Origin of the sequence: Paenibacillus sp. FSL W8-0919 (assembly GCF_038003785.1) — a bacterium.
Lineage (GTDB): Bacteria > Bacillota > Bacilli > Paenibacillales > Paenibacillaceae > Paenibacillus_AQ > Paenibacillus_AQ lactis.
Genome location: NZ_JBBOPV010000001.1, coordinates 5542490 through 5564571 on the forward strand (window position 1 = coordinate 5542490; position 22082 = coordinate 5564571).

The 22082-nt window shown below is 53.1% G+C and carries 25 protein-coding genes and 1 riboswitch; of the genes, 4 read left to right on the forward strand and 21 right to left on the reverse strand.

Annotated elements, in window-relative coordinates:
• Together ribE and ribD are read right to left on the reverse strand one after the other, a co-directional pair.
• Positions 1-666: a riboflavin synthase gene (gene ribE / locus NST44_RS25150; RefSeq protein ID WP_007129774.1), complete on the reverse strand. Its 666-nt coding sequence runs from the start codon at positions 664-666 to the stop codon at positions 1-3.
• A 27-nt stretch (positions 667-693) separates the two neighbouring features.
• A complete protein-coding gene (gene ribD, locus NST44_RS25155) occupies positions 694-1797 on the reverse strand; it encodes a bifunctional diaminohydroxyphosphoribosylaminopyrimidine deaminase/5-amino-6-(5-phosphoribosylamino)uracil reductase RibD (RefSeq protein WP_007129773.1) in 1104 nt (367 codons plus the stop codon).
• Positions 1798-2057: 260 nt separating this feature from the next.
• Positions 2058-2209: riboswitch (FMN riboswitch) on the reverse strand.
• Positions 2210-2417: 208 nt separating this feature from the next.
• Between ribD and NST44_RS25160 the strand changes: the two genes are divergently transcribed.
• The gene (locus tag NST44_RS25160; protein WP_007129771.1) at positions 2418-2822 is read left to right on the forward strand and encodes an acyl-CoA thioesterase; all 405 of its coding nucleotides are present in this window, start codon (positions 2418-2420) and stop codon (positions 2820-2822) included.
• A gap of 397 nt (positions 2823-3219) precedes the next feature.
• Here the strand turns inward: NST44_RS25160 and NST44_RS25165 are convergent, their stop codons facing one another.
• The 16 genes from NST44_RS25165 to NST44_RS25240 all read right to left on the reverse strand — a co-directional run bounded on the left by NST44_RS25165 (position 3220) and on the right by NST44_RS25240 (position 16788).
• Positions 3220-3651, reverse strand: a complete 432-nt coding sequence (locus NST44_RS25165; protein WP_007129770.1) for a peptidylprolyl isomerase — start codon at positions 3649-3651, stop codon at positions 3220-3222.
• A 304-nt stretch (positions 3652-3955) separates the two neighbouring features.
• On the reverse strand, positions 3956-5287 hold the full coding sequence (lysA, locus tag NST44_RS25170; RefSeq protein ID WP_007129769.1) for a diaminopimelate decarboxylase: 1332 nt from the start codon (positions 5285-5287) through the stop codon (positions 3956-3958).
• 117 nt (positions 5288-5404) lie between these two features.
• A complete protein-coding gene (locus NST44_RS25175; protein WP_007129768.1) occupies positions 5405-7042 on the reverse strand; it encodes a spore germination protein in 1638 nt (545 codons plus the stop codon).
• Positions 7043-7067: 25 nt separating this feature from the next.
• On the reverse strand, positions 7068-7496 hold the full coding sequence (locus NST44_RS25180) for a stage V sporulation protein AB (RefSeq protein ID WP_007129767.1): 429 nt from the start codon (positions 7494-7496) through the stop codon (positions 7068-7070).
• On the reverse strand, positions 7493-8137 hold the full coding sequence (locus NST44_RS25185; RefSeq protein ID WP_007129766.1) for a stage V sporulation protein AA: 645 nt from the start codon (positions 8135-8137) through the stop codon (positions 7493-7495). The genes NST44_RS25180 and NST44_RS25185 overlap by 4 nt, the downstream gene beginning before the upstream one ends.
• A gap of 222 nt (positions 8138-8359) precedes the next feature.
• The gene (gene sigF, locus NST44_RS25190; protein ID WP_007129765.1) at positions 8360-9115 is read right to left on the reverse strand and encodes an RNA polymerase sporulation sigma factor SigF; all 756 of its coding nucleotides are present in this window, start codon (positions 9113-9115) and stop codon (positions 8360-8362) included.
• Positions 9116-9126: 11 nt separating this feature from the next.
• On the reverse strand, positions 9127-9585 hold the full coding sequence (gene spoIIAB, locus NST44_RS25195; RefSeq protein ID WP_007129764.1) for an anti-sigma F factor: 459 nt from the start codon (positions 9583-9585) through the stop codon (positions 9127-9129).
• Entirely contained in the window at positions 9582-9935 is a 354-nt protein-coding gene (gene spoIIAA, locus NST44_RS25200) for an anti-sigma F factor antagonist (RefSeq protein ID WP_007129763.1), read from the reverse strand. Before spoIIAA ends, spoIIAB begins: the two co-directional genes overlap by 4 nt.
• Positions 9936-10026: 91 nt before the next feature.
• Positions 10027-11214 (reverse strand): D-alanyl-D-alanine carboxypeptidase family protein, encoded by a 1188-nt coding sequence (locus NST44_RS25205; RefSeq protein ID WP_340900936.1) that lies wholly within the window; start codon positions 11212-11214, stop codon positions 10027-10029.
• Positions 11215-11395: 181 nt separating this feature from the next.
• Entirely contained in the window at positions 11396-12220 is an 825-nt protein-coding gene (locus NST44_RS25210) for a purine-nucleoside phosphorylase (RefSeq protein ID WP_007129761.1), read from the reverse strand.
• Positions 12221-12286: 66 nt separating this feature from the next.
• On the reverse strand, positions 12287-13171 hold the full coding sequence (locus NST44_RS25215; protein ID WP_340900937.1) for a site-specific tyrosine recombinase: 885 nt from the start codon (positions 13169-13171) through the stop codon (positions 12287-12289).
• 35 nt (positions 13172-13206) lie between these two features.
• The gene (locus NST44_RS25220) at positions 13207-13440 is read right to left on the reverse strand and encodes a YqzK family protein (protein WP_007129759.1); all 234 of its coding nucleotides are present in this window, start codon (positions 13438-13440) and stop codon (positions 13207-13209) included.
• Between the two features lie 248 nt (positions 13441-13688).
• Positions 13689-14153 (reverse strand): ferric iron uptake transcriptional regulator, encoded by a 465-nt coding sequence (gene fur / locus NST44_RS25225; RefSeq protein WP_007129758.1) that lies wholly within the window; start codon positions 14151-14153, stop codon positions 13689-13691.
• A gap of 109 nt (positions 14154-14262) precedes the next feature.
• Positions 14263-14886 carry a stage II sporulation protein M gene (spoIIM, locus tag NST44_RS25230; RefSeq protein WP_007129757.1) on the reverse strand — a complete coding sequence of 208 codons (624 nt, stop codon included), beginning with the start codon at positions 14884-14886 and terminating at the stop codon, positions 14263-14265.
• Between the two features lie 98 nt (positions 14887-14984).
• Complete coding sequence (locus tag NST44_RS25235) at positions 14985-16205, reverse strand: endonuclease Q family protein (protein ID WP_340900939.1); 1221 nt, start codon at positions 16203-16205, stop codon at positions 14985-14987.
• 1 nt (position 16206) lies between these two features.
• Entirely contained in the window at positions 16207-16788 is a 582-nt protein-coding gene (locus NST44_RS25240; protein ID WP_007129755.1) for an NUDIX hydrolase, read from the reverse strand.
• A gap of 95 nt (positions 16789-16883) precedes the next feature.
• Here NST44_RS25240 and mciZ point away from each other — a divergent pair, with 95 nt between their 5' ends.
• Positions 16884-17048 (forward strand): Z-ring formation inhibitor MciZ, encoded by a 165-nt coding sequence (mciZ, locus tag NST44_RS25245; RefSeq protein WP_007129754.1) that lies wholly within the window; start codon positions 16884-16886, stop codon positions 17046-17048.
• 97 nt (positions 17049-17145) lie between these two features.
• On the forward strand, positions 17146-18360 hold the full coding sequence (locus NST44_RS25250) for a tetratricopeptide repeat protein (protein WP_340900942.1): 1215 nt from the start codon (positions 17146-17148) through the stop codon (positions 18358-18360).
• A gap of 133 nt (positions 18361-18493) precedes the next feature.
• On the opposite strand, the gene NST44_RS25255 is transcribed toward NST44_RS25250, so the two are convergent.
• A complete protein-coding gene (locus NST44_RS25255) occupies positions 18494-19621 on the reverse strand; it encodes a tripeptidase T (protein WP_007129752.1) in 1128 nt (375 codons plus the stop codon).
• A 111-nt stretch (positions 19622-19732) separates the two neighbouring features.
• On the opposite strand from NST44_RS25255, the gene prli42 reads away from it, so the two are divergent.
• Complete coding sequence (prli42, locus tag NST44_RS25260; RefSeq protein WP_007129751.1) at positions 19733-19834, forward strand: stressosome-associated protein Prli42; 102 nt, start codon at positions 19733-19735, stop codon at positions 19832-19834.
• 8 nt (positions 19835-19842) lie between these two features.
• Here prli42 and lipB read toward each other — a convergent pair whose 3' ends face one another.
• Both lipB and NST44_RS25270 read right to left on the reverse strand, forming a co-directional pair.
• The gene (gene lipB / locus NST44_RS25265; protein WP_007129750.1) at positions 19843-20538 is read right to left on the reverse strand and encodes a lipoyl(octanoyl) transferase LipB; all 696 of its coding nucleotides are present in this window, start codon (positions 20536-20538) and stop codon (positions 19843-19845) included.
• Positions 20539-20675: 137 nt separating this feature from the next.
• Complete coding sequence (locus NST44_RS25270; RefSeq protein ID WP_007129749.1) at positions 20676-22070, reverse strand: dihydrolipoamide acetyltransferase family protein; 1395 nt, start codon at positions 22068-22070, stop codon at positions 20676-20678.
• Positions 22071-22082 lie beyond the last annotated feature (12 nt).

Sequence of the window (22082 nt, forward strand, 5' to 3'; positions counted from 1 at the left end):
TCAAGCAAATCCGTGCTCGGCTAGATAATCCCGGCTGATCCCCGCTTTGCTTCTTCTGGAGCTGTTTCCTTCACTGCCGTAATTCAGCAGATGCTCGACGTATTTGCCCAAAATATCGCACTCGATGTTAATCGTATCCCCCGGTCCCTTATAAGCCAGCACCGTTTCGGCAAGCGTGTGGGGAATGATGGAGACGGTGAAGGAATGATCCGTCGTTCGAACGACGGTCAGACTGATTCCGTCCAGCGTTACGGACCCTTTCGGAAGGATATATTTGAACACATCGTCGTTCGACGGGGCAATTTCATAGACGACCGCATTCTGATCGGATCTCACGCTTCGAATCACGCCGACCCCATCCACATGTCCCTGTACGATATGACCGCCGAATCGTCCTCCGGCTGCCATGGCCCGTTCCAGATTGACTTTGCTTCCCGGTTGTAGCTGCTTCAGATTGGTGTTTCGATACGTTTCCGGCATGACATCGACGGTAAAGCTGTCTTTATCGATCGTTGTCGCGGTCAAGCAAACCCCGTTGACAGCAACACTATCGCCTAGCTTTAGATCATCCAGGACCTTGCTTGCCGAAATGCTGAGCACCATCGCTTCGCCTTGGCGGCCGATTCGTCTCATCTCGCCGATCTCTTCAATCAGCCCTGTAAACATATCCTATCCCTCCTTTCATTCAATCGTTTACGACTTCCATACCGGCTGGCCGGTCACATAAATATTGTCGCCAAGTCTTTGGGTCTCGAGTCCTGTCAGCTCAATCGCTTCGCTCATCAGCTCATACCCGCTGAACATATAGTTTCCCGGTGCATCGAACCCTCCAATAATCTTCGGGGCAATGAATTGGATGATGCGATCCACCAGTTTGTTCTCCAGCAAGCTTCCGCTTAAGGTTCCTCCTCCTTCAACCAGGATGGAGGCGATGCCCATGCGACCAAGCTCCATAAGCGCAGCCTGCAGGTCGACTCTCGGGCCGGGACCGCAGACCAGAATCTGCACCCCCCGTTCTTCCAGCGCGGTCCGCTTCGCCTTGTCGGCCAGCTCCGTGGCCAGCACGACTGTTTTGGCAGCGCCATCACTGACTACACGACAATTCAAAGGGATGCGAAGCTGCGAATCCACGATGATTCGTACGGGCTGAAGACCTTCAACGCGGAGTCTCGTCGTCAGCGACGGATCGTCCGCAATAACGGTGGCAACCCCTGCCATGATTCCCTGGTGTCGATGCCGGAGAGTGTGCACCAGCTCCCGGGACACCTCATTGGATATCCACTTGCTGTCGCCGGTCTTTGAGGCGATTTTCCCGTCCAGCGTACTGGCTGTCTTCAAGGTGACGAACGGCAGTCCGGTCGTAATAAATTTGTTGAAGGCTTCGTTCAACCGGACGGCCCGCTCTTCGAGGACGCCTGTCGTCACTTCAATGCCCGCTGCCCGCAGCATCTGCAGACCACGGCCGGCAACCAGCGGATTGGGGTCCTGGCAGGCGACAACGACCCGTTTAACACCTTCCGCTATGAGCCTCTCGCTGCATGGAGGAGTCGCTCCGTAATGGCTGCAGGGCTCAAGGGTTACATACACGGTGCTTCCGGCCGCCTTGCTCCCGGCCATATTCAGTGCATGGACCTCAGCATGCGGCGTTCCCCGCTCCAGATGGGCGCCGACGCCCGCAAGAGCACCGTCCTTCACGACGACACAGCCGACGACGGGGTTAATGCCGGTCTGGCCTTGCGCGCGTTCCGCCATATCCAGCGCAAGCGACATATAAAATTCATCGTTGACGACTTCCATGCTACCCAAGCCCCTTTCCAGAATAAAAAAGCCCTGTTTCAGGATAAGCGATTCATCCAAAACAGGGCGTAATAAACCAGTTCACTTTACGACATCATAAATAACCGTTAGTTCCGAGGTTCTCATATAACGTCCAAAGAAGCGGCGCTTTAAAAAGCACACCCGCTCTAGAATCGTCATATGTGAAAAGCCTCACATAACGCATGACATCAGAAAGCTAAGACAAGAGATAGCTATTGTACATGCTCTCAAGTCCACTTTCGTTCCTTCTCCCATCCAGACTATACTGTCGGTCCCGGAATTTCACCAGGTCCACCGCATACGATAACGTATCCGGGTCACGGACTAAGTCGCAGCCGGAGCTGCAATCATCACCGCCGGTAGGGAATTTCACCCTGCCCCGAAGGATTCAATATGAAATTAGCTGTTGCTTACGATGAATCTTAACACTCCATAGGCAAAAAAGCAAGATAATTAACTCACTTTTATTTAGTCAGTAACTTTTTGGTTGTATAAATTCATATCCGTTGCAGGTTCGGGAGGAAATCGGTGCGCTCAACGAGAACCAAGTAATGCGGAGGATAAACCGTGAATTGTATAGGTTAAAGGAGATCATGTAAATGAAAACCTCGCTTAACATCATCGTAAGACCGACGGAAATCGATGTGAATGGTCATGTGAATAACGCCAAATATCTGGAGTACCTGGAATGGGGAAGAGAAGAATGGTACGAGGCGGGGAATCTGCACTACGATGTACTGAAAGGATTGGGTGTGCAGACTGTCACGGTCAACATTAATATTAATTACAGGAAGGAATGCAGGCAGGGAGAGCGCCTGAACATTTCAACCGAGTCTCACAAGCTTGGACTAAGCAGCTTTGTGCTGCTTCAGCAGATCCATAACACGGACGGGGAGCTTTGCGCCGATGCCGCTGTAACGATCGTGACGATCGATATCCGCACCCGCAAGAGCCGACCGGTTCCGGAAGAACTGCGGGCGTTGTTTCTACCGGCTTCGTCTTGATCTGGAGTAAACTAATTAGCGGCTATGCTTGCGGATAACCCTTCAAGGCCTCTGGGTAACTCAAAATTCCGCATGCGGATCCCTCCTACGATCCCTGTTATTCCCGGATTTCGTTGAATTGACTTCCCAATGCCGAAATCCGGGAATATAGGGGCACGCTTCGCTTCTTCTGAGGAATTCCGCCTGCTCCGTTGATTTCTGCCTTTTAAGGGTGTCTCCGTGTTGCAGTAACCCTAGTACACCGGCTTTGCACCTCTCATGAGCAGTCTATCACCGACGGCTAGGTATTGGACAGCCGCGCACATGCTGTCCGCCAGGAAGTTCCATACATGGCCGAACCCCACGCATAAAAAAACAGGCCCCCACAAGAGTGGCCTGTCCATCCAACACTTACATGTTACGCTTCGAATACTTCGACTTTTTCCATCTTGTCGCGGCCTTTAAAAGCATCGATATGCTCCATGCCTTCAACGACCTTGCCGAATACGGTATGCTGTCCGTCCAAGTGAGGCTGCGGCTCATAGCATACATAGAACTGGCTTCCGCCCGTGTTGCGTCCGGCATGCGCCATAGCCAGGCTTCCACGCTCATGCTTGTTCGGGTTGATCTCGCAATCGATCGTGTAGCCCGGTCCGCCTGTACCTGTTCCGTTCGGGCAGCCGCCTTGAGCGACGAAGCCCGGAATGACGCGGTGGAATACTAGACCGTTATAGAAGCCGGAATTCGCAAGCTTTTCAAAATTAGCAACCGTGTTCGGCGCATCCTTCTCAAACAGATCGAGCAGTACCTCTTTGCCGTTTTCCAGTGTGATTCTCGCTTTTTTTGCCATATCGAATATCTCCTTTCGATGTACATTCCCTAAGATACGCATTTCATAAAACATGCAAGTTCTAGTTTACTATGAAATAACTTGGGACGCAAAATGAACCCGCATCTTTAGTCTTACATACTGGGAAATCTCATCTTGAGGGGGGCTTCACGCTTAGATGCTTTCAGCGTCCATCGTCCGCGAAGGCTCCGTGGTCTGTAAAAAAGCCCAACCAAACCGATCAAGCGGTCTGGCGGGCTTTTAAAGGAATCGTCGAATCCTGGCTCACACCCTGTAAGGTGTTGGTTCTGCCGATCGAAACAACTTAGCTTGTAACGGTTTCTTTGGCAATCCGGGCAGAAACGACGTCATTGCTGATAATATCCTGGAGCGACTCGCGGCGAACGACAAGCCGGCTCTGGCCATCCTTAACAAAAACGACGGCAGGTCTGCGGATGCGGTTGTAGTTGCTTGCCATGGAATAGTTATAAGCGCCTGTGCAGGATACGGCCAGCAGGTCTCCCGTGTTAACCTTAGGCAGATCCAGGTCCCAGATCAGCATGTCACCGCTCTCGCAGCACTTGCCGGCAATCGAAACCGTCTCCTCTGGCTTCTCGTTTGCACGGTTGGCCAGAATGGCCTCATATTTCGATTCGTACAGGGCCGGTCTCGGGTTGTCAGTCATTCCGCCGTCTACGGCCACGTATTTCCGCACGCCCGGAATGTCCTTGCTGGTCCCTACCGTATACAGCGTGGTGCCTGCTTCACCCACGATACTGCGGCCAGGCTCTACCCAAATCTCAGGCAGCTCGCTGCCAATGCCGGCAAAATGGGTCTTCACCGCATCCGTAATCGCTTTAACGTAGTCGGAAACATGCAGCGGGGTATCTCCGTCGACATAGCGAATTCCGAATCCGCCGCCAAGATTGACTACCTTGAAGGTAATGCCCAGATCTGCTTTGACCTTCGCCGCAAATTCGGCAACGCGCCCAACGGCCATCTGGAATCCTTCGACTTCGAAAATTTGCGAGCCGATATGGGAATGGATGCCGATCAATTGAATGTTATTCTGTGCCGCTGCCAGCTTCACCGCTTCAAACGCCGAGCCGTTTCCGATATCGAATCCGAATTTGGAATCGGTTTGGCCGGTCGAGATATATTCATGGGTATGCGCCTCAACGCCCGGCGTTAAACGAAGGAGAATGTTCACCTTCCGGTTCTTCTCGGCCGCGATCGCCTGCAGCATATGCAGCTCGACTACATTGTCCACGACGAAGCAGCCGATTTCGGCATCAATGGCCATTTCGATTTCTTCAGGCGTCTTGTTGTTGCCGTGAAAATGGATCCGCTGTACCGGAAAGCCGGCTTGCAGCGCCGTGTACAGCTCCCCGTCGGAAACGACGTCCAGCGACATCCCTTCCTCCTCAGCGAGCTGGCACATGGCCATCACGCAGAACGCTTTGCTGGCGTACGCGACTTGAAACTTCAAACCGGAAGCCTTAAAGGCTTCAATATATTCCCGGCAGCGATTCCGGACCGCTTGCTCGTCCACAATATATAGAGGCGTACCGTACTGGGCTTTCAATTCGGATGTGTCGCATCCGCCGATCTCCAAACGTCCCTGTTCGTTAATCTTGCTGGTACCGTGTAGAAACATGCTTACAATTCCTCCGATCGCTTTATCAAAAATAGGATAATCGAATAATTGTTCACAGTATAGCAGACAACGAAACGTAAGCAAAATGGATTTTTCAACACATCATTTGTGTTATTATCAATGCCTTCCTTTGGAATTCATTTCAGTCCCCATTTTGGTGTGATCCCTCGTCTTGTTGAGCGCCGGGCGTCTCGTTGACGTCAGCAGCGGTTTACGGAATAAAATCTCGCCCATGGCCTTTGCACTAAATGGTATAAACGGCCATAAGTACGACGAGTTATAGGAGCGATGCGTCGTCAAGGATAGAATCAGCAGCGTGCTGCCGATCACGAACCCTTTCACACCAAACAGCGCCGTCGCTACGAGCAGGACGAGCCGGACCATCCGGTTGGCGAGCCCGAGCTCGTAGCTCGGCGTGGCGAACATGCCGATAGCTGCAACGGCCATATAAAGCACCACCTCATTGACGAACAGCCCGGTCTTGACGGCAATATCGCCGATCAGAATCGCAGCGATCAAGCCCATGGCCGAGGCGAGCGGCGTCGGCGTATGAACGGCCGCCAAACGCAGCAGATCGACGCCGAATTCGACGATCAGAAATTGCCCGATAATCGGAATCTTGGCATTCTCCTGCGGCCCAAGGATATCCAGCGCCGGCGGCTTCAGCTCCGGATGGACGACAAGCAGCATCCAGAGCGGAAGCAGGAACATCGAGGCGAAGATGCCGCCAAAGCGGATCCATCTTAAATAGGTGCCCATAAACGCGGTTTGCCGGTTCTCTTCGGCATGCTGGCATAAATCGAAGAAGGTCGTCGGCATAATCATTACGCTGGGCGATGTATCGACCATGACGACGATCCGTCCCTCCAGAAGGTGTGAGGCTACCACGTCCGGCCGCTCCGAGTATCGGACGAGCGGGTACGGATGCCAGCCCTTATTCACGATTGCTTCCTCCAGCTGCTTGTCGCCGAGCGGCAGCCCTTCGAGATCAAGCTGCTTTATTTTCCGGCGAATCGCTTCTACCTGCACGCGATCGGCAATATCGTCGATAAAGAGCAGGCTCACATCCGTCTTGGTCCGTCTTCCTACCTTCATCGTCTCCACATGAAGCCCCGGGTCGCGGACCCGCCGCCGCACGAGATTGATATTGGTTACGATCGTCTCCGTGAACCCGTCCCTAGCTCCACGAACGACGCGTTCAACCGCCGGCTCTTCAAGCCCGCGCACGGGATATTTCCGGGTATCCAGCAGGATGGCGGTGCTAGCGCCCTCGATGAACAACGCGCAAATTCCGCATAACACGTCATTGATCACCTTGCTCAGCTTCGACACCTGTTCAACCTGGACATGAGGAATATACGCCTTCATCATATCGTTCAGCGCGTGGCCGTCCCTGACATCCTCGGGCGTCAGGTAGGTAAGACGGGTTAATATTTCGGAAACGATGACATCATTCGTGAAGCCGTTTAGGAACAAGAGCGCTGCCGGCCTTCCCGCAAAGGTCATCTCGCGGATGATGACGTCAAAGGAAACGCCGTAGCCCATCACTTCCTTCAGCGTCTCTTTCAGGACGCTGATCTTCTCCGGCACCCGATCCTCGCCTTGCCAGTATATGACCGATTCCTCCGTGCTGTCCGAGGTTTCCGCATTTCTCTTTTCCTTAAGCGCCTCCTCCTCCAGCTCCTTGATTTCGGATGGCGGGATTACCGGGATGTCCGGTTCTATGCCTTCGTTATAGGTTGTATTCTCGTCCATTCTATACCTCCTGATCGAGTAACTATCATTGATTGTATATAAGCCAATCGAACAGCGAGCCGGCGACCTTTCCGGCAACCATCGCCATCAGCAGCCCGAATAAATAACCGGTTAAACGAAGCCGCTTCGCCAAAATTGGCAGAACATTCAATACTTCCGTCAGTGCTGCTGCCAGCATGCCGATGAAGATGCCGCACATCAGCCCGATGATCGTGCTCACAACCGGCCCGAGCGGAACCGACCAATGCCAGAAGTCCGCAAGCGTGCCGATAAAGGAGCCGGAAATCAGCGCTCCCTCATACCAATGGACCCGGTGATAGGTCGAGGTTAACTGGGACAGCCGCGGGATGATATCGAGCACGATGATCAGGGCAATGACTCCGCCTCCGACCGCGATCCCCCCTGCCACGCCAAGCACGCACGTAAATATTCCCTGGAGCATCGAGGTCATCATGATTCATTCCCGCGCCCTTCTGCCGCCTTATTCATTTTCCGATACTCTTCGGCCACGACATACTGGTCCAGGTTTTCCTGATACAGATACATTTCGACTTCCAGCGGTGTCGGCTCCTCGTTCCACTTTTTCTTGAACAAATGATTGAAGAATACCGTCATGCCGAACCCAAGACCAAGGGAATAGGCAATTTGGAACAGGTAAGGATGCTCATCCCTTTCTCCCGTTACCATCTCGACTATTCGGATCTGCACCTCGAGCATATTGACGTCCGCATGGAAATTCATAATCGTAAGCGCCGACCCAAAAAACAGCAGCAGCCAAACGAGCGGGAACCACAGCCTGGAGCTTCTGCTCTCCGGTCCGGTGAGCTCGAGTAGCGTATGGTGGTTGCCCATCGGCTCGATATGCACGTCCGGAATGAGCTGCCGGATCCTCGGTATGATCTGGATCAAGTCCATCACCATCCGATTGCCGTCCATGTCCTTCGGCTGCACGAGGGGAAGGGCGGCAAGCCGTTCTTCCCATTCCGGATCGCAGACGATGAAAGCGACATCGCCAAGCTTGACGGTTTGGTCTTTCGGAATACGTATGCGGCTTCGCAGCTGCAGAAACACCGTCGGAGTGGGATTGACCTTCATCCAAAAACACTCCTTTACTGCTAAATTACCGTTAGTATGGGAAATCGCTGTGGATTCTACTCCATTTCTCCAAAAAGACTGCGCCCTCAAATGATCCAATAATGCTGCATTCACAAAGAAAGGAGCATAGCCTATACCTCTTCGCGAGCACGAAAAAGCGCCTCTCCATTTCGAAAGAGGCGCTCGTATCGAGCACACAGCATACCGGAATCGGCAATTGCGCTACTGCGCGATTTCATTCCGAATGCTCTGCAGTATTTTTTTCTCCAGCCTCGACACCTGTACCTGGGAAATCCCGAGCCGGCTGGCCACTTCCGATTGCGTCTGATCCCGGTAATACCGCAAATAAACGATAAGGCGTTCCCGTTCGGTCAAGCTTCCGATCGCTTCATTCAAAGCCAGCTTGTCGAACCAGCGCTCCTGCGAATCATCGGCTATCTGATCCATCAGCGTAATCGGATCCCCGTCATTCTCGAATACCGTTTCATGAATGGAGGTCGGCGGCTTGTTGGCTTCCTGGGCAAACACCACGTCCTCCGGCGTTACCCCCAGCTCCTCGGCAACCTCCTTCACCGTCGGCAGACGGTCGAGCTGCTTGGACAGCTCGTCCCGCTTCTTCCTGACTTTATTGGCCATTTCCTTGAGGGAGCGGCTGACCTTCAAGGTCCCGTCATCCCGCAGGAAGCGCTGAATCTCCCCGATAATCATCGGCACGGCATAGGTAGAGAACTTTACGTCATAACTGAGATCGAACTTGTCCACGGACTTCAGGAGACCGATACAGCCGATTTGAAAAAGATCATCCGGCTCATACCCCCGGTTCATAAACCGCTGAACGACAGACCAGACAAGCCGAATATTACAATTGACAAGCGTATCCCGGGCAACATGATCCCCGTTTTGGCTGAGTGCAATGAGTCGTTTGACCTCCGCGTCGTCCAAATAAGTCTGCGAAGTTTTTTTCACATCGGCATCCATTTGTCCAACCCCTAATTATATAAAGCTTTCTTAGATTCGATCCTCTTTTTCATTTTGATCGAGGTGCCGCTGCCCGGCTGGCTGACCACTTCAAATTCATCCATGAAGTTCTCCATAATCGTGAACCCCATCCCGGATCGCTCCAGCTCAGGCTTGGACGTGTACAGCGGCTGCTTGGCCATTTCCAGATCCTCGATGCCTCTGCCGTCATCTTCAATACAGAGGGTGATGATATCTCCGTCAATCGAAGCTTCGATCTTCACGATCCCCTCCGGATTGCTGTCATATCCGTGAATGATGCAGTTGGTCACCGCTTCGGATACGACCGTCTTCAGGTCGCTCAGCTCATCCATCGTCGGATCCAGCTGGGATATGAACGCTGCCACGGCAACACGGGCAAAGGATTCGTTTTCCGACTTGGCGGCAAACTGCAGAGTCATAAAATTATGCTGCGACTTACCTTCACTCATGACACTACCTCCAAACCCGAGAGCGCCGTACCCTCGTTCTCATAGATCGGCATGATCTTGAACAAGCCCGACATTTCAAGCAGACGATAAACCTGCGGTTTGACGTCGCAGACCGCCATCTTGCCGCCTTTTTGCTTGATGAATTTATAGCGTCCCAGAATGACGCCAAGACCCGAGCTGTCCATAAACTCCAGATCCTTCAAGCTCAGCACCAAGTGCTCCGTTTGCCGCCGCTGGATGGCTTCATCCAGCTGAAGACGAACCGAATCGGCCGTATGATGGTCGAGTTCCCCGGACAAACGAACGATCAGCACATGCCTGTGATGCTCCATATCAACATGCAGATTCATGTTTGCTCACTCTCCTCCCTGACATGAACAAAGATTTCTACAATGGAAAAAGACTTTCCTGCTCCCCGACAAAACTAGAAGAAAACTCCTATCAATCTACATGAAACAACTTGCCTGTCGTCCGTTTAAAAAGCTTCCAGAATCCGGCTTTCTTCACCTCGACCGGTGACGTCAGTTCAAATTCCTTCACCAGCGCGTCCCCTTGGTAAACCGACAGCTTTCCGATCACTTGCCCGGCGGCAACCGGAGCCCGTAGACCTTCGGTCCATTGAAGCTCATGCCGGATATCCTCGGTTTTCGCATTCTTTTTGACCAGCACGTTGTACTCTTTGTCGGCCTGAATGGTAATCTCCGGCACGCTGCCCTTCTGTACCTTCAGGACCCCGAGCACTTCACCCGGCTTATAAATGGAATGCATCGCATATTGGGAGAAGGCATAATCGAATAACCGGGACACTTCATTGTTGCGCGTCTTCGTATCCGGAGCTCCCATCACCACCGCGATCGTGCGCAATCCGTCCCGCTTGGCCGTTGCCGACAAGCAAAATTTGGCCTCCGAGGTATAGCCGGTTTTCAAACCGTCCGCCCCCGTGTAAAAACGGACCAGCTTGTTCGTATTGACCAGCCAGAACGGCTTTGGCGTATCCTTTCGCAAATAATCCTGATAAGCGCCGGTATACTTCGTGATTCCCTCGTATTTCAGCAGCTCGCGGCTCATCAGGGCGATGTCATGCGCCGAAGTATAATGATTGTCTGCCGGCAATCCGTTGCAATTGACGAAATGCGTATCCTTCATCCCGAGCTCCGCCGCTTTCTCGTTCATCAGCTTGACAAAGGCTTCCTCCGTGCCTGCAATCTTCTCTGCCATCGCAACGGAAGCGTCGTTGCCGGATGCCATAGCGATCCCCTTGAGCATTTCTTCGACGGTCATTTCTTCCCCGGGCTCGAGGAAGATTTGGGATCCCCCCATCGAAGCGGCATACTCGCTGGTGCGAACCTTATCGGTTAACTTCAAACGTCCTTCGTCGATCGCCTCCATCGTCAGCAGCATCGTCATAATTTTTGTGATGCTGGCCGGAGGCAGCTTATCATGGCTGTTTTTTTCGTAAATGATGGTTCCGGTATCCGCATCAAGCAAGATGGCGGAACGGGCACTAGGCGCCAGCTCCCCTTGGGATGATCCGCCGGTATTACTGTTTTCCTCGGCATAGCTTGGAACTGCCGCACTGGACCATCCAACAACGAAAGCAAACAGTCCAGCGATTAACGCTTTTTTCAATTCCGTCCCCTCCTGACACTCGTAATGGCATCCCGTACGTATACGGGTCTCTCTAACCATTGTCGTCAGGTTGGAAACAAATTATTCCAGTATTTAGGCTGGATGCAAAAAAAGACCCGTACTAGACGACAGCGTTATTCGCTCTCGCAAGTACAGGTCTTCTGTTCTTCCGTAAGATGGATTACATTTTCGGGATAATCGCCATAACCAAACCGAGAAACTTCTCCCGCACCTTCTCCGCGGTCTCCATTACCTCGTCATGGGAAAGCGGCTGATCCAAAATTCCCGCTGCCATGTTACTGATACAGGAAATGCCAAGCACCTCTAGTCCGGCATGTCTTGCTACGATCACTTCGGAAACGGTTGACATGCCAACCGCGTCGGCGCCAAGGGTACGCAGCATCCGGATTTCGGCCGGCGTTTCATAGGTTGGACCCAGCAAGCCGGCGTAAACCCCTTCTCTGAGGACAACGCTCTGGCTCACGGCAATTTCCTTCGCCAGCTGCCGCAGTCTGCGGCTGTATGCCTCGGACATATCCGGGAACCGGACGCCCAGCGCCGGATCATTAGGTCCGATCAGCGGATTTTTTCCCGTCATATTCAGATGATCCGAGATCAGCATGAGATCTCCCGGCTCGAAGGACGTGTTGATGCCGCCGGCCGCATTGGTGACAAGCAGGCTCTGCACCCCAAGTTCCTTCATGACCCGGACAGGAAAGGCAGTCAGCTCGGGGCCGTAGCCCTCATACATGTGAAACCGGCCCTTCATCAGCACGACGCTCCGGCCGTGAATCGTTCCCAGCAGCAGCTCGCCTTCATGACCTTCAACCGTCGATACCGGAAAATGCGGGATGTCTTGATAGTTGATCGATACCGCATTCTCCATCAGATCCGCCAGGACGCCAAGACCCGAACCCAGAATGAGACCTACCTCGGGCTTGACGTCATGCTGCCGGCGGATATATTCCGCCGCTTCTTTAATGCTTGCTTGATTTACTGAACTCATCTCGTTCTCTCCTAACTGTGTGGTTATCGATTATGATTTGCAGTTCATATGCAAAGCTGTCTATATTCAAGCCCTGGGATGAAAGTGGTCGTACACTTCCTTCATGCTCTTCTTGGCCGATTGGTACATGCCCGTCGTGGAAAGTGCCGAATGCCCGAGCATTTCCTGTACCGAGCGCAGGTCAGCTCCGTTCTGCAGCAAATGGACCGCAAAGGAATGCCGGAGCGTGTGAGGCGTGATCTCTTCCTCGATACCGGCCGACTTGCCGTATTTCTTGATAATTTTCCAAAAGCCCTGCCTCGACAGCCGTTTGCCCTGCGTATTCAGGAACAGTCCGTCTTCCCCATCATCCTTGAGCAGCTTGTCCCTCATTTCATGGACATAAAACTCCACATGCCGGGCAGCGGTTCTTGTGATCGGCAGGATCCGTTCCTTACCCTCACCTGCCGCGCAGCGCAAAAATCGCATCCGTAGATCCACGTCGGCCAGGCTCAGCGACACTAGCTCCGAAACCTTAATTCCGGAGGCATATAGAAGCTCGAGCATCGCCTTGTCCCTTGCCCCTTGCGGAGAATCGCAATCCGGAGCCGCCAGCAGCTTGTCTACCTGCTGCTCCTCAAGAGCCTTAGGAGGCCTGCGCTCCGGCTTGGGCGATTCCAGCAGCAAGGTGGGATCCTGGATGATGACGGCCCGGCGGACCAAATACTGAAAAAAAGACCGGAGCGACGCGATGCAGCGCAGCTGGGTCGAAGCCGCCCTCCCCTGCTGGCGCATTCGGCCAAGGTATATTCCGAGCAGCGCACGATTAACATCCCCTGGTTCCGTGACGTCCCTCTCGGCCGCAAACGCGATAAAGCTGGTGATGTCCGTCCGGTACGACTCAATCGTTCGCGGCGACAATCGTTTTGACTCTTCCAAATATTCTAAGTATTCATCTACATATTGAAGCATCGTTTCCACCTGACCCTGCATGCCCTTTGGAACATCTACTCGCCATACCAGTAATATAAACGGAGACGTTCCATCGGCGAATATCTAGCATCTAACGTGCTCTCCGGCTGAAATGCCTTTACGGCATGACCGGTCGGCGTACGGTAAGGGTCGGATGGGGTTAACCAGTCTCCCACCCATCCAAGGATATAATAGAAAAACATCGTTAACAGGGCGAACATGGAAATGAAGCGGATCCATGCGGCGATTTTGCGGATCGATATAATCATGATCATGCGTCCCCCTTGTGTTCTTTGTACGCTTGAGCCCGAAAGCTCGTCACATTAAGACTATGATACCGGGCCGGCATATATACCGGCATCCGATAAGGGGCAAAGCGCAATTCGGCACGATTCCCGCCTGAATCGAGTATGTACTCATGTCCATTTCCTACCCAAATGAAAAGCCCTCCCGGCTGTATGCGTTAAAGAGGGCTTTGCCGTGATGAATCACCACGCCATATGATGTTGGTTATAAGTTAAGATTTATCAGGGTCGTTCTTGCCCTTCTCCTTGCAACGGTAGCATATGCCGTGGAAATCAAGCCGATGGTCGTGCACGGTGAAATTGAATTCGCGCTCCAGTCGTTCCTCTAAGGGACCGAGCCAATCCTCGCGTATTTCATCCATGCTTCCACATTGAGTGCATATTAGATGATGGTGATGATGTTTCGAAGTATCTGTTCGAAGGTCGTATCTTGCGACACCATCGCCGAAATTGATCTTCTCTACGACATGAAGCTCACTCAGCAGCTCCAGGGTACGGTATACGGTTGCCAGACCGATCTCCGGAGCTTTCTCTTTCACGAGCATAAATACATCTTCTGCGCTAAGGTGGTCGTCTTCATTCTCCAACAACACGCTAACCGTGGCTTCCCGCTGGGGCGTTAATTTGTAACCTTGGGATTGCAGCTGCTGCTTAATTTTGTCGATCCGCGCTTCCATCGTTTCCCTCCCCCTTGGAAATCACTGCACGTCATTGTCACTTCCTTCATTATAGGGGGATTTGACAAACAAAGTCAAACGCTTTTACTCTCCGCTAAAACACGCGGCATTACAGCAGCATCGGGGTTACCCACTGCATCATCGCCGGCGTTACCCACGTCTCAAAGGACGAAATGCACAGCGCCAGAACCACCATGCAGAGCGTTATCAGTGCATAGGATGTCAGCGGCCGTACCATGCTGCCTCCGCGATGCATCAAAAATCGATTTCTGATGATATATAGGGAGAACGAGATGGCTGCAACGCTGCACATCATCAGCATCGGGATAATGACCAGGTTTTGCGGCGCGATGGATACCAGTGCGAATAGCAGACCGGTCCACGAGTATTGCCCAACCAAGTATCCGACGGTAAAGCCGATCAGAACTCCCTTCAAAAAATCCAAAATGAGAATGCCCGGCAGGCCGATCACCGACAAGCCTAAAATCCATATTAGTCCGATCCATTTCAGATGAAGACCCGCTATGCTCCAGTAGGAGGACTGCATCATGGTTTCGCTGCTGTCCTGCACGTTAATGAAAAAATGGTTCAAGTGCCTGGCCATGTCCTGCTGCTGCTCCAACGACAGCGCATTGACCATCAGCGCCCCGAAGAGCACGCCGACCAGAAACAAGACAGCAACAAATACATAGAGCGGTGTCTGATCCTTTAACGTCTGGCGGAATGATTGCATAGAATAGAGTCTCCTTTCCTGTCTCTACTCTACTCTATGATCCCCTCTCGAATTCTATGACTGGAAGAAAGGTTCCGGGGACGGACCCCGGCGTGTCCTTACTTCATCACCTTGCCATAGGTGCCTCCACCGCCCGAGGACAGGGCCAGCGTTCCGTTTCTTGCCTTGACAATGCTGGCTGCAAGTTTCTCCCCGGCGACCTCCGCAAGCTCCGTTTCGGTGGCTTGATGAAGAATCGCCATTTCGGTCCCGAAGGCGGCCAGCAGCTTCCCCATAGCCGATTTGCCGAGGCCGGGGATGAACTCAAGCGGAACCTGATAATGGTATGGCGGCCGGGTCGGCGGTATGCGCGGATCCTCCCGGTCTGCAATATCAAGGATCCGGTCAAGGACGCCCTGGATGAGCTTGGTGCTGCCGCAGTACGGGCATCTTGGCGGCCCGGATTCGGCAGCTAAGTGCTCCTGATCGAGGATGCTCTCGCATCCGCCGCAATAGGTCCGATGGTATTTCCCCAGCTTCGGGTTCAGGCCGTAGTTCGCCGACACCCTCCGCCCTTCCTTCATCTGAAGCGCCATTTTGAATTCCTCGAACGATGGGCCGGCCATATCAATCCGGTTGTATTCCCTTCCGATCTTCCCCAGCGAATGCGCGTCCGAATTGGTCAGAAAGGTGTAGCGGTCGAGCTCGCTGATCAATCCCGCCATCGAGGAATCGGCGCTGAGACCAAGCTCGATGCCTGCAATCCCTTCAAGATCAAACACATCGCTCATCCGATCCGCCATGCTGCCGTACAGCCCTTTATGAGGCGTAAATACATGCGCGGGAATGAGCAGGCCGCCGCGGCCGATGATTTCCCGCTGCAGCTCCCGCGGAGACACATAGATTCGCTGCGAGCTCAGCTGGACATTTTTCATATAGCGGGACATCCAGTCCGTGAACTCGCGCATGGTGCCCAAATCCGGAAAATACGCAAGCACATGCGCCGCTCCCAGGCCCGGCTCGCGTATTTCGATCTCGCTGCCGAGAAGAATGACCGTATCCCGGTAGGCGATGCCCCCGCCCTCGATTTCTTCCATGACTCCGCTGTCCAGGCAGCGGGTGATATCGTCCTGCACGGAAGGAGAGTGGCAGTCGATAATGCCGATCATCCGGATGCCTTTCCGTTCGGAGGCTTCCGCCGCAATGTTCTCGAACGTCAGGTTGTTGCTTGCGCTAATTTTGACAGCTTGTCCGCTGTCCGTTCGGCCGATATGAATATGCATATCGCAATAGTAGCTGTGCAGGACCTGCTGGAAGTCAAGCTTCTTACCCGAACTCATGTCAGATCGTTCCCGTCATCGTATACATTTTCCATGCATACACCGCCAGAATCGTTTTGGCATCGCTGATTCTTTCTTCTCTTATAAGATCATAGGCTTCCTCCAGCGTGACTTCCATCAATTGGAGAAATTCATCCTCATCCGGGTTCATGGCTCCACTCACAAGATCTTCGGCCAGATAGAGATGAATGATTTCGTCGGCAAAGCCCGGGGACGTGTAAAAGGAGTGCAGCTTGCGAATCGAACCGCATGCATAGCCCGTCTCCTCCTGCAGCTCCCGCTTTGCAGCTTCCATCGGATCCTCGCCGCGCTCCAGCTTGCCGGCGGGAATCTCCACCTCGCAGCGCCCCAGCGGCTGCCTGAACTGGTCGACGACCAGCATTTTATCCCCTTTTAACGCAAGGACCGCTACGGCACCAGGATGCCTTACGACTTCCCGCGTTGCTGTCTGCCCGTCCGGAAGGCGGACGGTATCCACCTGAAGGGAAATGATCTTCCCGTCGAATACAGGCTGCGTCGATATTGTCGTTTCTTCCAGCATTTTATTTGAAGCTTCGCGGTTGCTGCTGCCGGTCACGTTCATAGATTTAGCCTCCTTAAGTTTAAAAACGGCATGACTGCCCATGCTATTGCATAAGGTGTATTATATCAAAATTTCCGAGAAAGAAGGAACGCGTGATGAAGAGCTATCAAGGGGAGCATTCGATTCATATGGTGGGACGAGCCTGGCAGATCCGCATTATGCTCAAGCAATGGCAGAATCAATGGGGGCCAGAGGCAACCATCATGGATATTATTACCGCCAAGAGATTGAATAAACACGCAAGCTCCCGGCATTACTAGGACTTTAGACTCTTTTTTCGACTTTTTTCTCTTTTTTTCGAAATTCGACCATGACTTTCACACCGGAACCTGTGTTATTACATTGGGAGGCTTCGACATGCGACATATACCATTTATTGAAACCGAACCAATTACAAGCCCGCCTTCAACGATCTATGAACGCGGGAAGTGGTACGAAAGACGCGGATATCTTGAGGAAGCGCTTGTGAGCTTCAGGGAAGCGGCGCTATCCTCTCCATTGAATAGAGACCAAGGGGCCCAGACCGAATGGAAAGATTCGGATCTGATCTGGCTTGAGTATGGTCTATTAAGCATGCGTCTTCGTTCTTTCCAAGATGCGGAGAATGCATTTCGGACCGTTCTCTCGAAGAAGGGAGCATATGCACAGGAGGCCTTGAACCAGTGGGCTGCCCTCCTCCATGCGCAGGGATCGGCAGATTCCGATATTTACGCTTCCCTTGCGCGGGAAGCAGGAGGCTGCACGAATTCGGAAGCAATGCTGGGCAAGGCGCTATATTATATCGGCTCCTATTCGATTGCCGCAGAATGTCTCTCGCGCCTTGACCGTTTAACCCATGAACAATGGCATATGTACATATGCAGCCTGATCCGGAGCGACCGGATCCCCGAAGCGCTGCAGCTTATGAACCAAGGCAACCAGGCGGGTCACGGGGAAGGGCTGAATGAGCTTACGGACCGGAAGAGCAAGCATCGGATCATTCAGCTTCTCTGTGAACGGAAGCTGAAGCATACGCAGCTGGAAGCCAGTCTCAGCTTGACCGAGCGAATCGAATGGGCTGACATCGCGGTATCGCTCGGCATGATCGATGCGGCCGAGGAATTGCTGGCTGAATATGGCGACCATGCTTATTATGCACTGATTTGCCTGTTATATCAGGAAGGATATAAGTCGCTTGCAGCGGCAAAAATCCATGCGCTCGAAGAACTGCCCCTGCAGGACCCGGGCCTGTACAGCACCGATCTGATTTTCGTAGCGGCAGAGCGTCTGTACGACCAAGGCTCCTATGAAGAGTCCGCGAAATTATTCGCGCAGCTTCGCAGCCATCGGCCCTCATATACTGCGGCAAGATTCGGCGAAGCGGCCTGTTATTTGCAGTCCACCCTGATCTCGCTCTCCGGAAGGCTGGAAAGAGTGTATGCTTCGGCTGAAGCCAGAACAGAAATCGAGGCATATCTGGGCAAAATTAATGCGGCCCTGCACGTGGTCGAGAGCACGGGGTGGCACACGTCCTGGTCCCCGGCACAGCAACGGAACGACCCCTTTGAGACTGAACGCTCGCTGGTCAATTAGCGCTCATGTAAAGACTTCCTTCGCTCGAAAGAAGCTCTGAAATATAAAAACGCTCCACGCTCCTTGAGTCGAGTCGATGAGAGCATTATAAAAAGTCCGCAGCGGGTGATGCCCGCTGCGGACTTTATTGGTATTAGGATTTTACTGTTTCTTGCACGATGGCCACAACAATCTGTGCGGCTTTTTCCAAGTCCTCGGCCTTAATCCGTTCCTTGGTTGTATGAATGTCGCGATACCCGATCGCCAGATTTACGGTCGGAATGCCGAGTCCGTTGAAGATGTTGGCATCACTGCCTCCTCCGGACGTAAAGGTATCCGCCTGCATGCCAAGCCCGCGGATCGCCCGCTGCGCAAGCTGCACGACTGCATCATGCTCATTAAAGCTATATGCGGGATACACAATTTCGCTAATAAACTCGCAATTTGCATTGTACTCCCGAACCGTGGTTTCAAGCGCTTCGCGCATATCGCCAACTTGCTTATCCACCTTCTCCTGCACGATGCTTCTCGCTTCGGCGTCGATCTCCACGTAATCGCACACGATGTTGGTAGCTCCGCCGCCTTGGAATTTGCCGATGTTCGCTGTCGTTTCTTTATCGATGCGCCCGAGCTTCATTTTGGATATCGCTTTGGAGGCGACTTGGATGGCACTGATGCCATCCTCCGGATTCACGCCGGCATGCGCCGATTTCCCCTTAATAATCATCTTGATCTTTGCTTGGGTCGGAGCGGCAACGACGATGGAACCCAGCTCTCCGTTTGAATCGAGCGCAAACCCCATCTCTGCTTCCAGGTATTTCGGATCGAGCGCACGAGCGCCGACCAAACCGGATTCCTCGCCGACGGTGATGACGAATTGAATCTGGCCATGCGGAATCTTGTTCTCCTGGATCACCCGGATCCCTTCGAGTAAAGCGGCGATTCCGGCCTTATCGTCCGCGCCGAGAATCGTCGTCCCGTCACTGCGAATCCAGCCGTCTTCCCCGAGCGTCGGCTTAATTCCCCGGCCGGGTGTAACGGTATCCATATGGCAGGTAAACAGTACCTTCGGCGCTTTCTCCGCGCCTTCCGCCTTCCAGGTTATGATGAGGTTGCCTGCTCCGTGCCCGGTCTTATCCTTTGCGTCGTCTTCAACGACCTCGAGGCCAAGGCTTCCGAACTTTTCCTTTAATACGCCGGATATCGCCTCTTCATGCTTCGTTTCGCTGTCCACCTGAACCAGTTCCATAAACTCTTGAATGATTCGTTCTCTTGAGATCACTGGACTTCCCTCTCTTTCGCAGTTACGATACAATGGACTTATAGCCTTCCAAACGGAATAAATGCTGCTATAATGATGTACATCATTAAACTTTTTCAAAGGAGCTGCACCATGCAACGTAAAAAATGGTTTCGAGTTTTTATCTATCTCATGCTGATCGCCATGATCGGATCCACGCTGCTTATTGTCCTGGAGCCCCTTCTTTTACGTTAAGCGACAGCTTATGTCCAGACTTTATCCGGCCAATGCGCCTTATAGGAAAATACCTTGGTGAAGTAGGGCACGATCTCCCGCGCTACTTCCTCGACTTCGAAGGTGCGGCCGGTGCAATCCTCCAGCGATGTCACGCCATATTCCTGAATCCCGCACGGAATGATTCCCGTGAAGCCGGATTCGGCGATGCCCGCTTTAATGTTAAAAGCGAAGCCGTGGCTCGTGACAAATCCCCGGTCATGCCGGCGCTTGTTGAATTTCACGCCGATCGCGCATATTTTGCGGTCGCCGACCCACACGCCCGTATACTCCGGCTTGCGGCCTGCTTCGATTTGGTGCGCGGCCAAATAATCGATAATGACCTGCTCCACGCTGCGGAGGAATCCGTGCAAATCCAGCCCCTTGCCGCCTTCAAGCACTAAGAGCGGATACCCGACCAGCTGTCCGGGTCCATGATATGTAATATCCCCGCCACGATCGATCTCGAACAGGCCAATGCCCTTCTTCTCCAGCTCTTCCTTGCTGAGCAGCAAATGCTCCGGATGACGCTGCGAGCCTATCGTATAGGTAGGCGGATGTTGGAGGAGCATCAGGCTTTCGTGACGCTCCCCTTTGTCGATTTCCGCTACATGGAGCTTTTGCAGCTCCCAGGCCATGCCGTAATCGAGCATCGGCGTGTACGAGACATTTAACGGTTTCGTCATTGTGCTCACCCTTCTCTCCACTGGGGTCCAATATCCGAATGAATGCCATGATCACAACAGCCCGTGAGCATATGCACGGGCGTTTACAGGTGTTGCTTAGTCGATTTACAGATGTTACCACCAAGAATTGTTCCAACTCAGTACAGCTTCGTATCCAGGCTGAAGCTCTCCAGGTTGTCCTTAACCCGCTGCAGGAACCGGCCGCAGATGACGCCGTCCAAAATGCGGTGATCCAATGACAGACACAGGTTCGCCATGGAACGGACTGCGATCATATCATTGATCACGACCGGTTTCTTCACGATCGATTCGAACGTCAGGATCGCTGCCTGCGGATAGTTAATAATCGGGTAAGAAAGGATGGAGCCGAAGGAGCCCGTATTGTTTACCGTAAAGGTACCGCCCTGCATGTCATCGAGAGTCAGCTTGCCTTCGCGGGTCTTGCGCGCAAGCTCGTCGATCTCTCTGGCAAGGCCGGCGATATTCTTCTGGTCAGCGCGTTGGATAACCGGTGTAAGCACCGAATCCTCCGTACCTACGGCCAGCGACAGATTGATATCCCGTTTGACAACGATTTTATCGACAGCCCAGAAGGAATTCATGATCGGGTAATCCTTGATCGCATTGACAACCGCCTTCAGCAGGAATGCCAGATAGGTGAGATTGACCCCTTCCTTCCGTTTGAATTCATCCTTCAGTTTGTTCCGCAGCAGCACGACGTTGGTCACATCCACCTCGATCATGGTCCAGGCATGCGGGATTTCGGTGACGCTTTGGCGCATATTTCTCGCAATCGCATTACGAATCGGCGTAACATCAATAAAATATTCCGAGCGCCCGTTTTCCATGCCTTCCACTTCGATGGTCGGGATCTTCGGCGTTTCGGTCAAGTGAAGCCCGGAATGACGCACATCCGGGATGGGCGTTCCGGGCGGCGGCGTCGGTGCGGCAGGCGTCTGGCGCTGCATGCCTTCGAACGGCGAAGCTGATCGTTGTGCCGCCGTCTCGGCTTCATTCGAGACCATGCCGGAAGCTGCGGTTGCGGCAGCAGCCGGTCGTCCCTGCCCGATATAGGCCAGAACGTCTTTACGTGTAATTCTGCCGCCCATTCCGGTGCCTTGTACCTGGTTTAAATCAATTTGGTGCTCTGCCGCCAGGCTTTGAACCGCAGGAGAGTACCGGTGACGCATGGATTCTCCTTCCGCCGAAACCGTACGGCTTGGGGAAGCCTGTGCGGGATAGCCCGAAGGCTGAGCGGATGGCGTACGCTCCGGAGCAGCCGCGGTAGCGATCCGGCAAATAACTTCACCTACGTTCACCGTTTGGCCTTCCTGTGCCAACCATTCTCCCATCACGCCATCCATCGTCGACGGAATCTCGGCATTCACTTTATCCGTGATGACTTCGCAGATCGGTTCATACTGCTCGATCGGATCCCCCGGCTTCTTTAACCACTTGGCAATCGTTGCGGAAACTAGGGATTCCGCGAGCTGAGGCATCGCAACATCGGTTAATTTCTGATTATCGGACATGCTCACAACTCC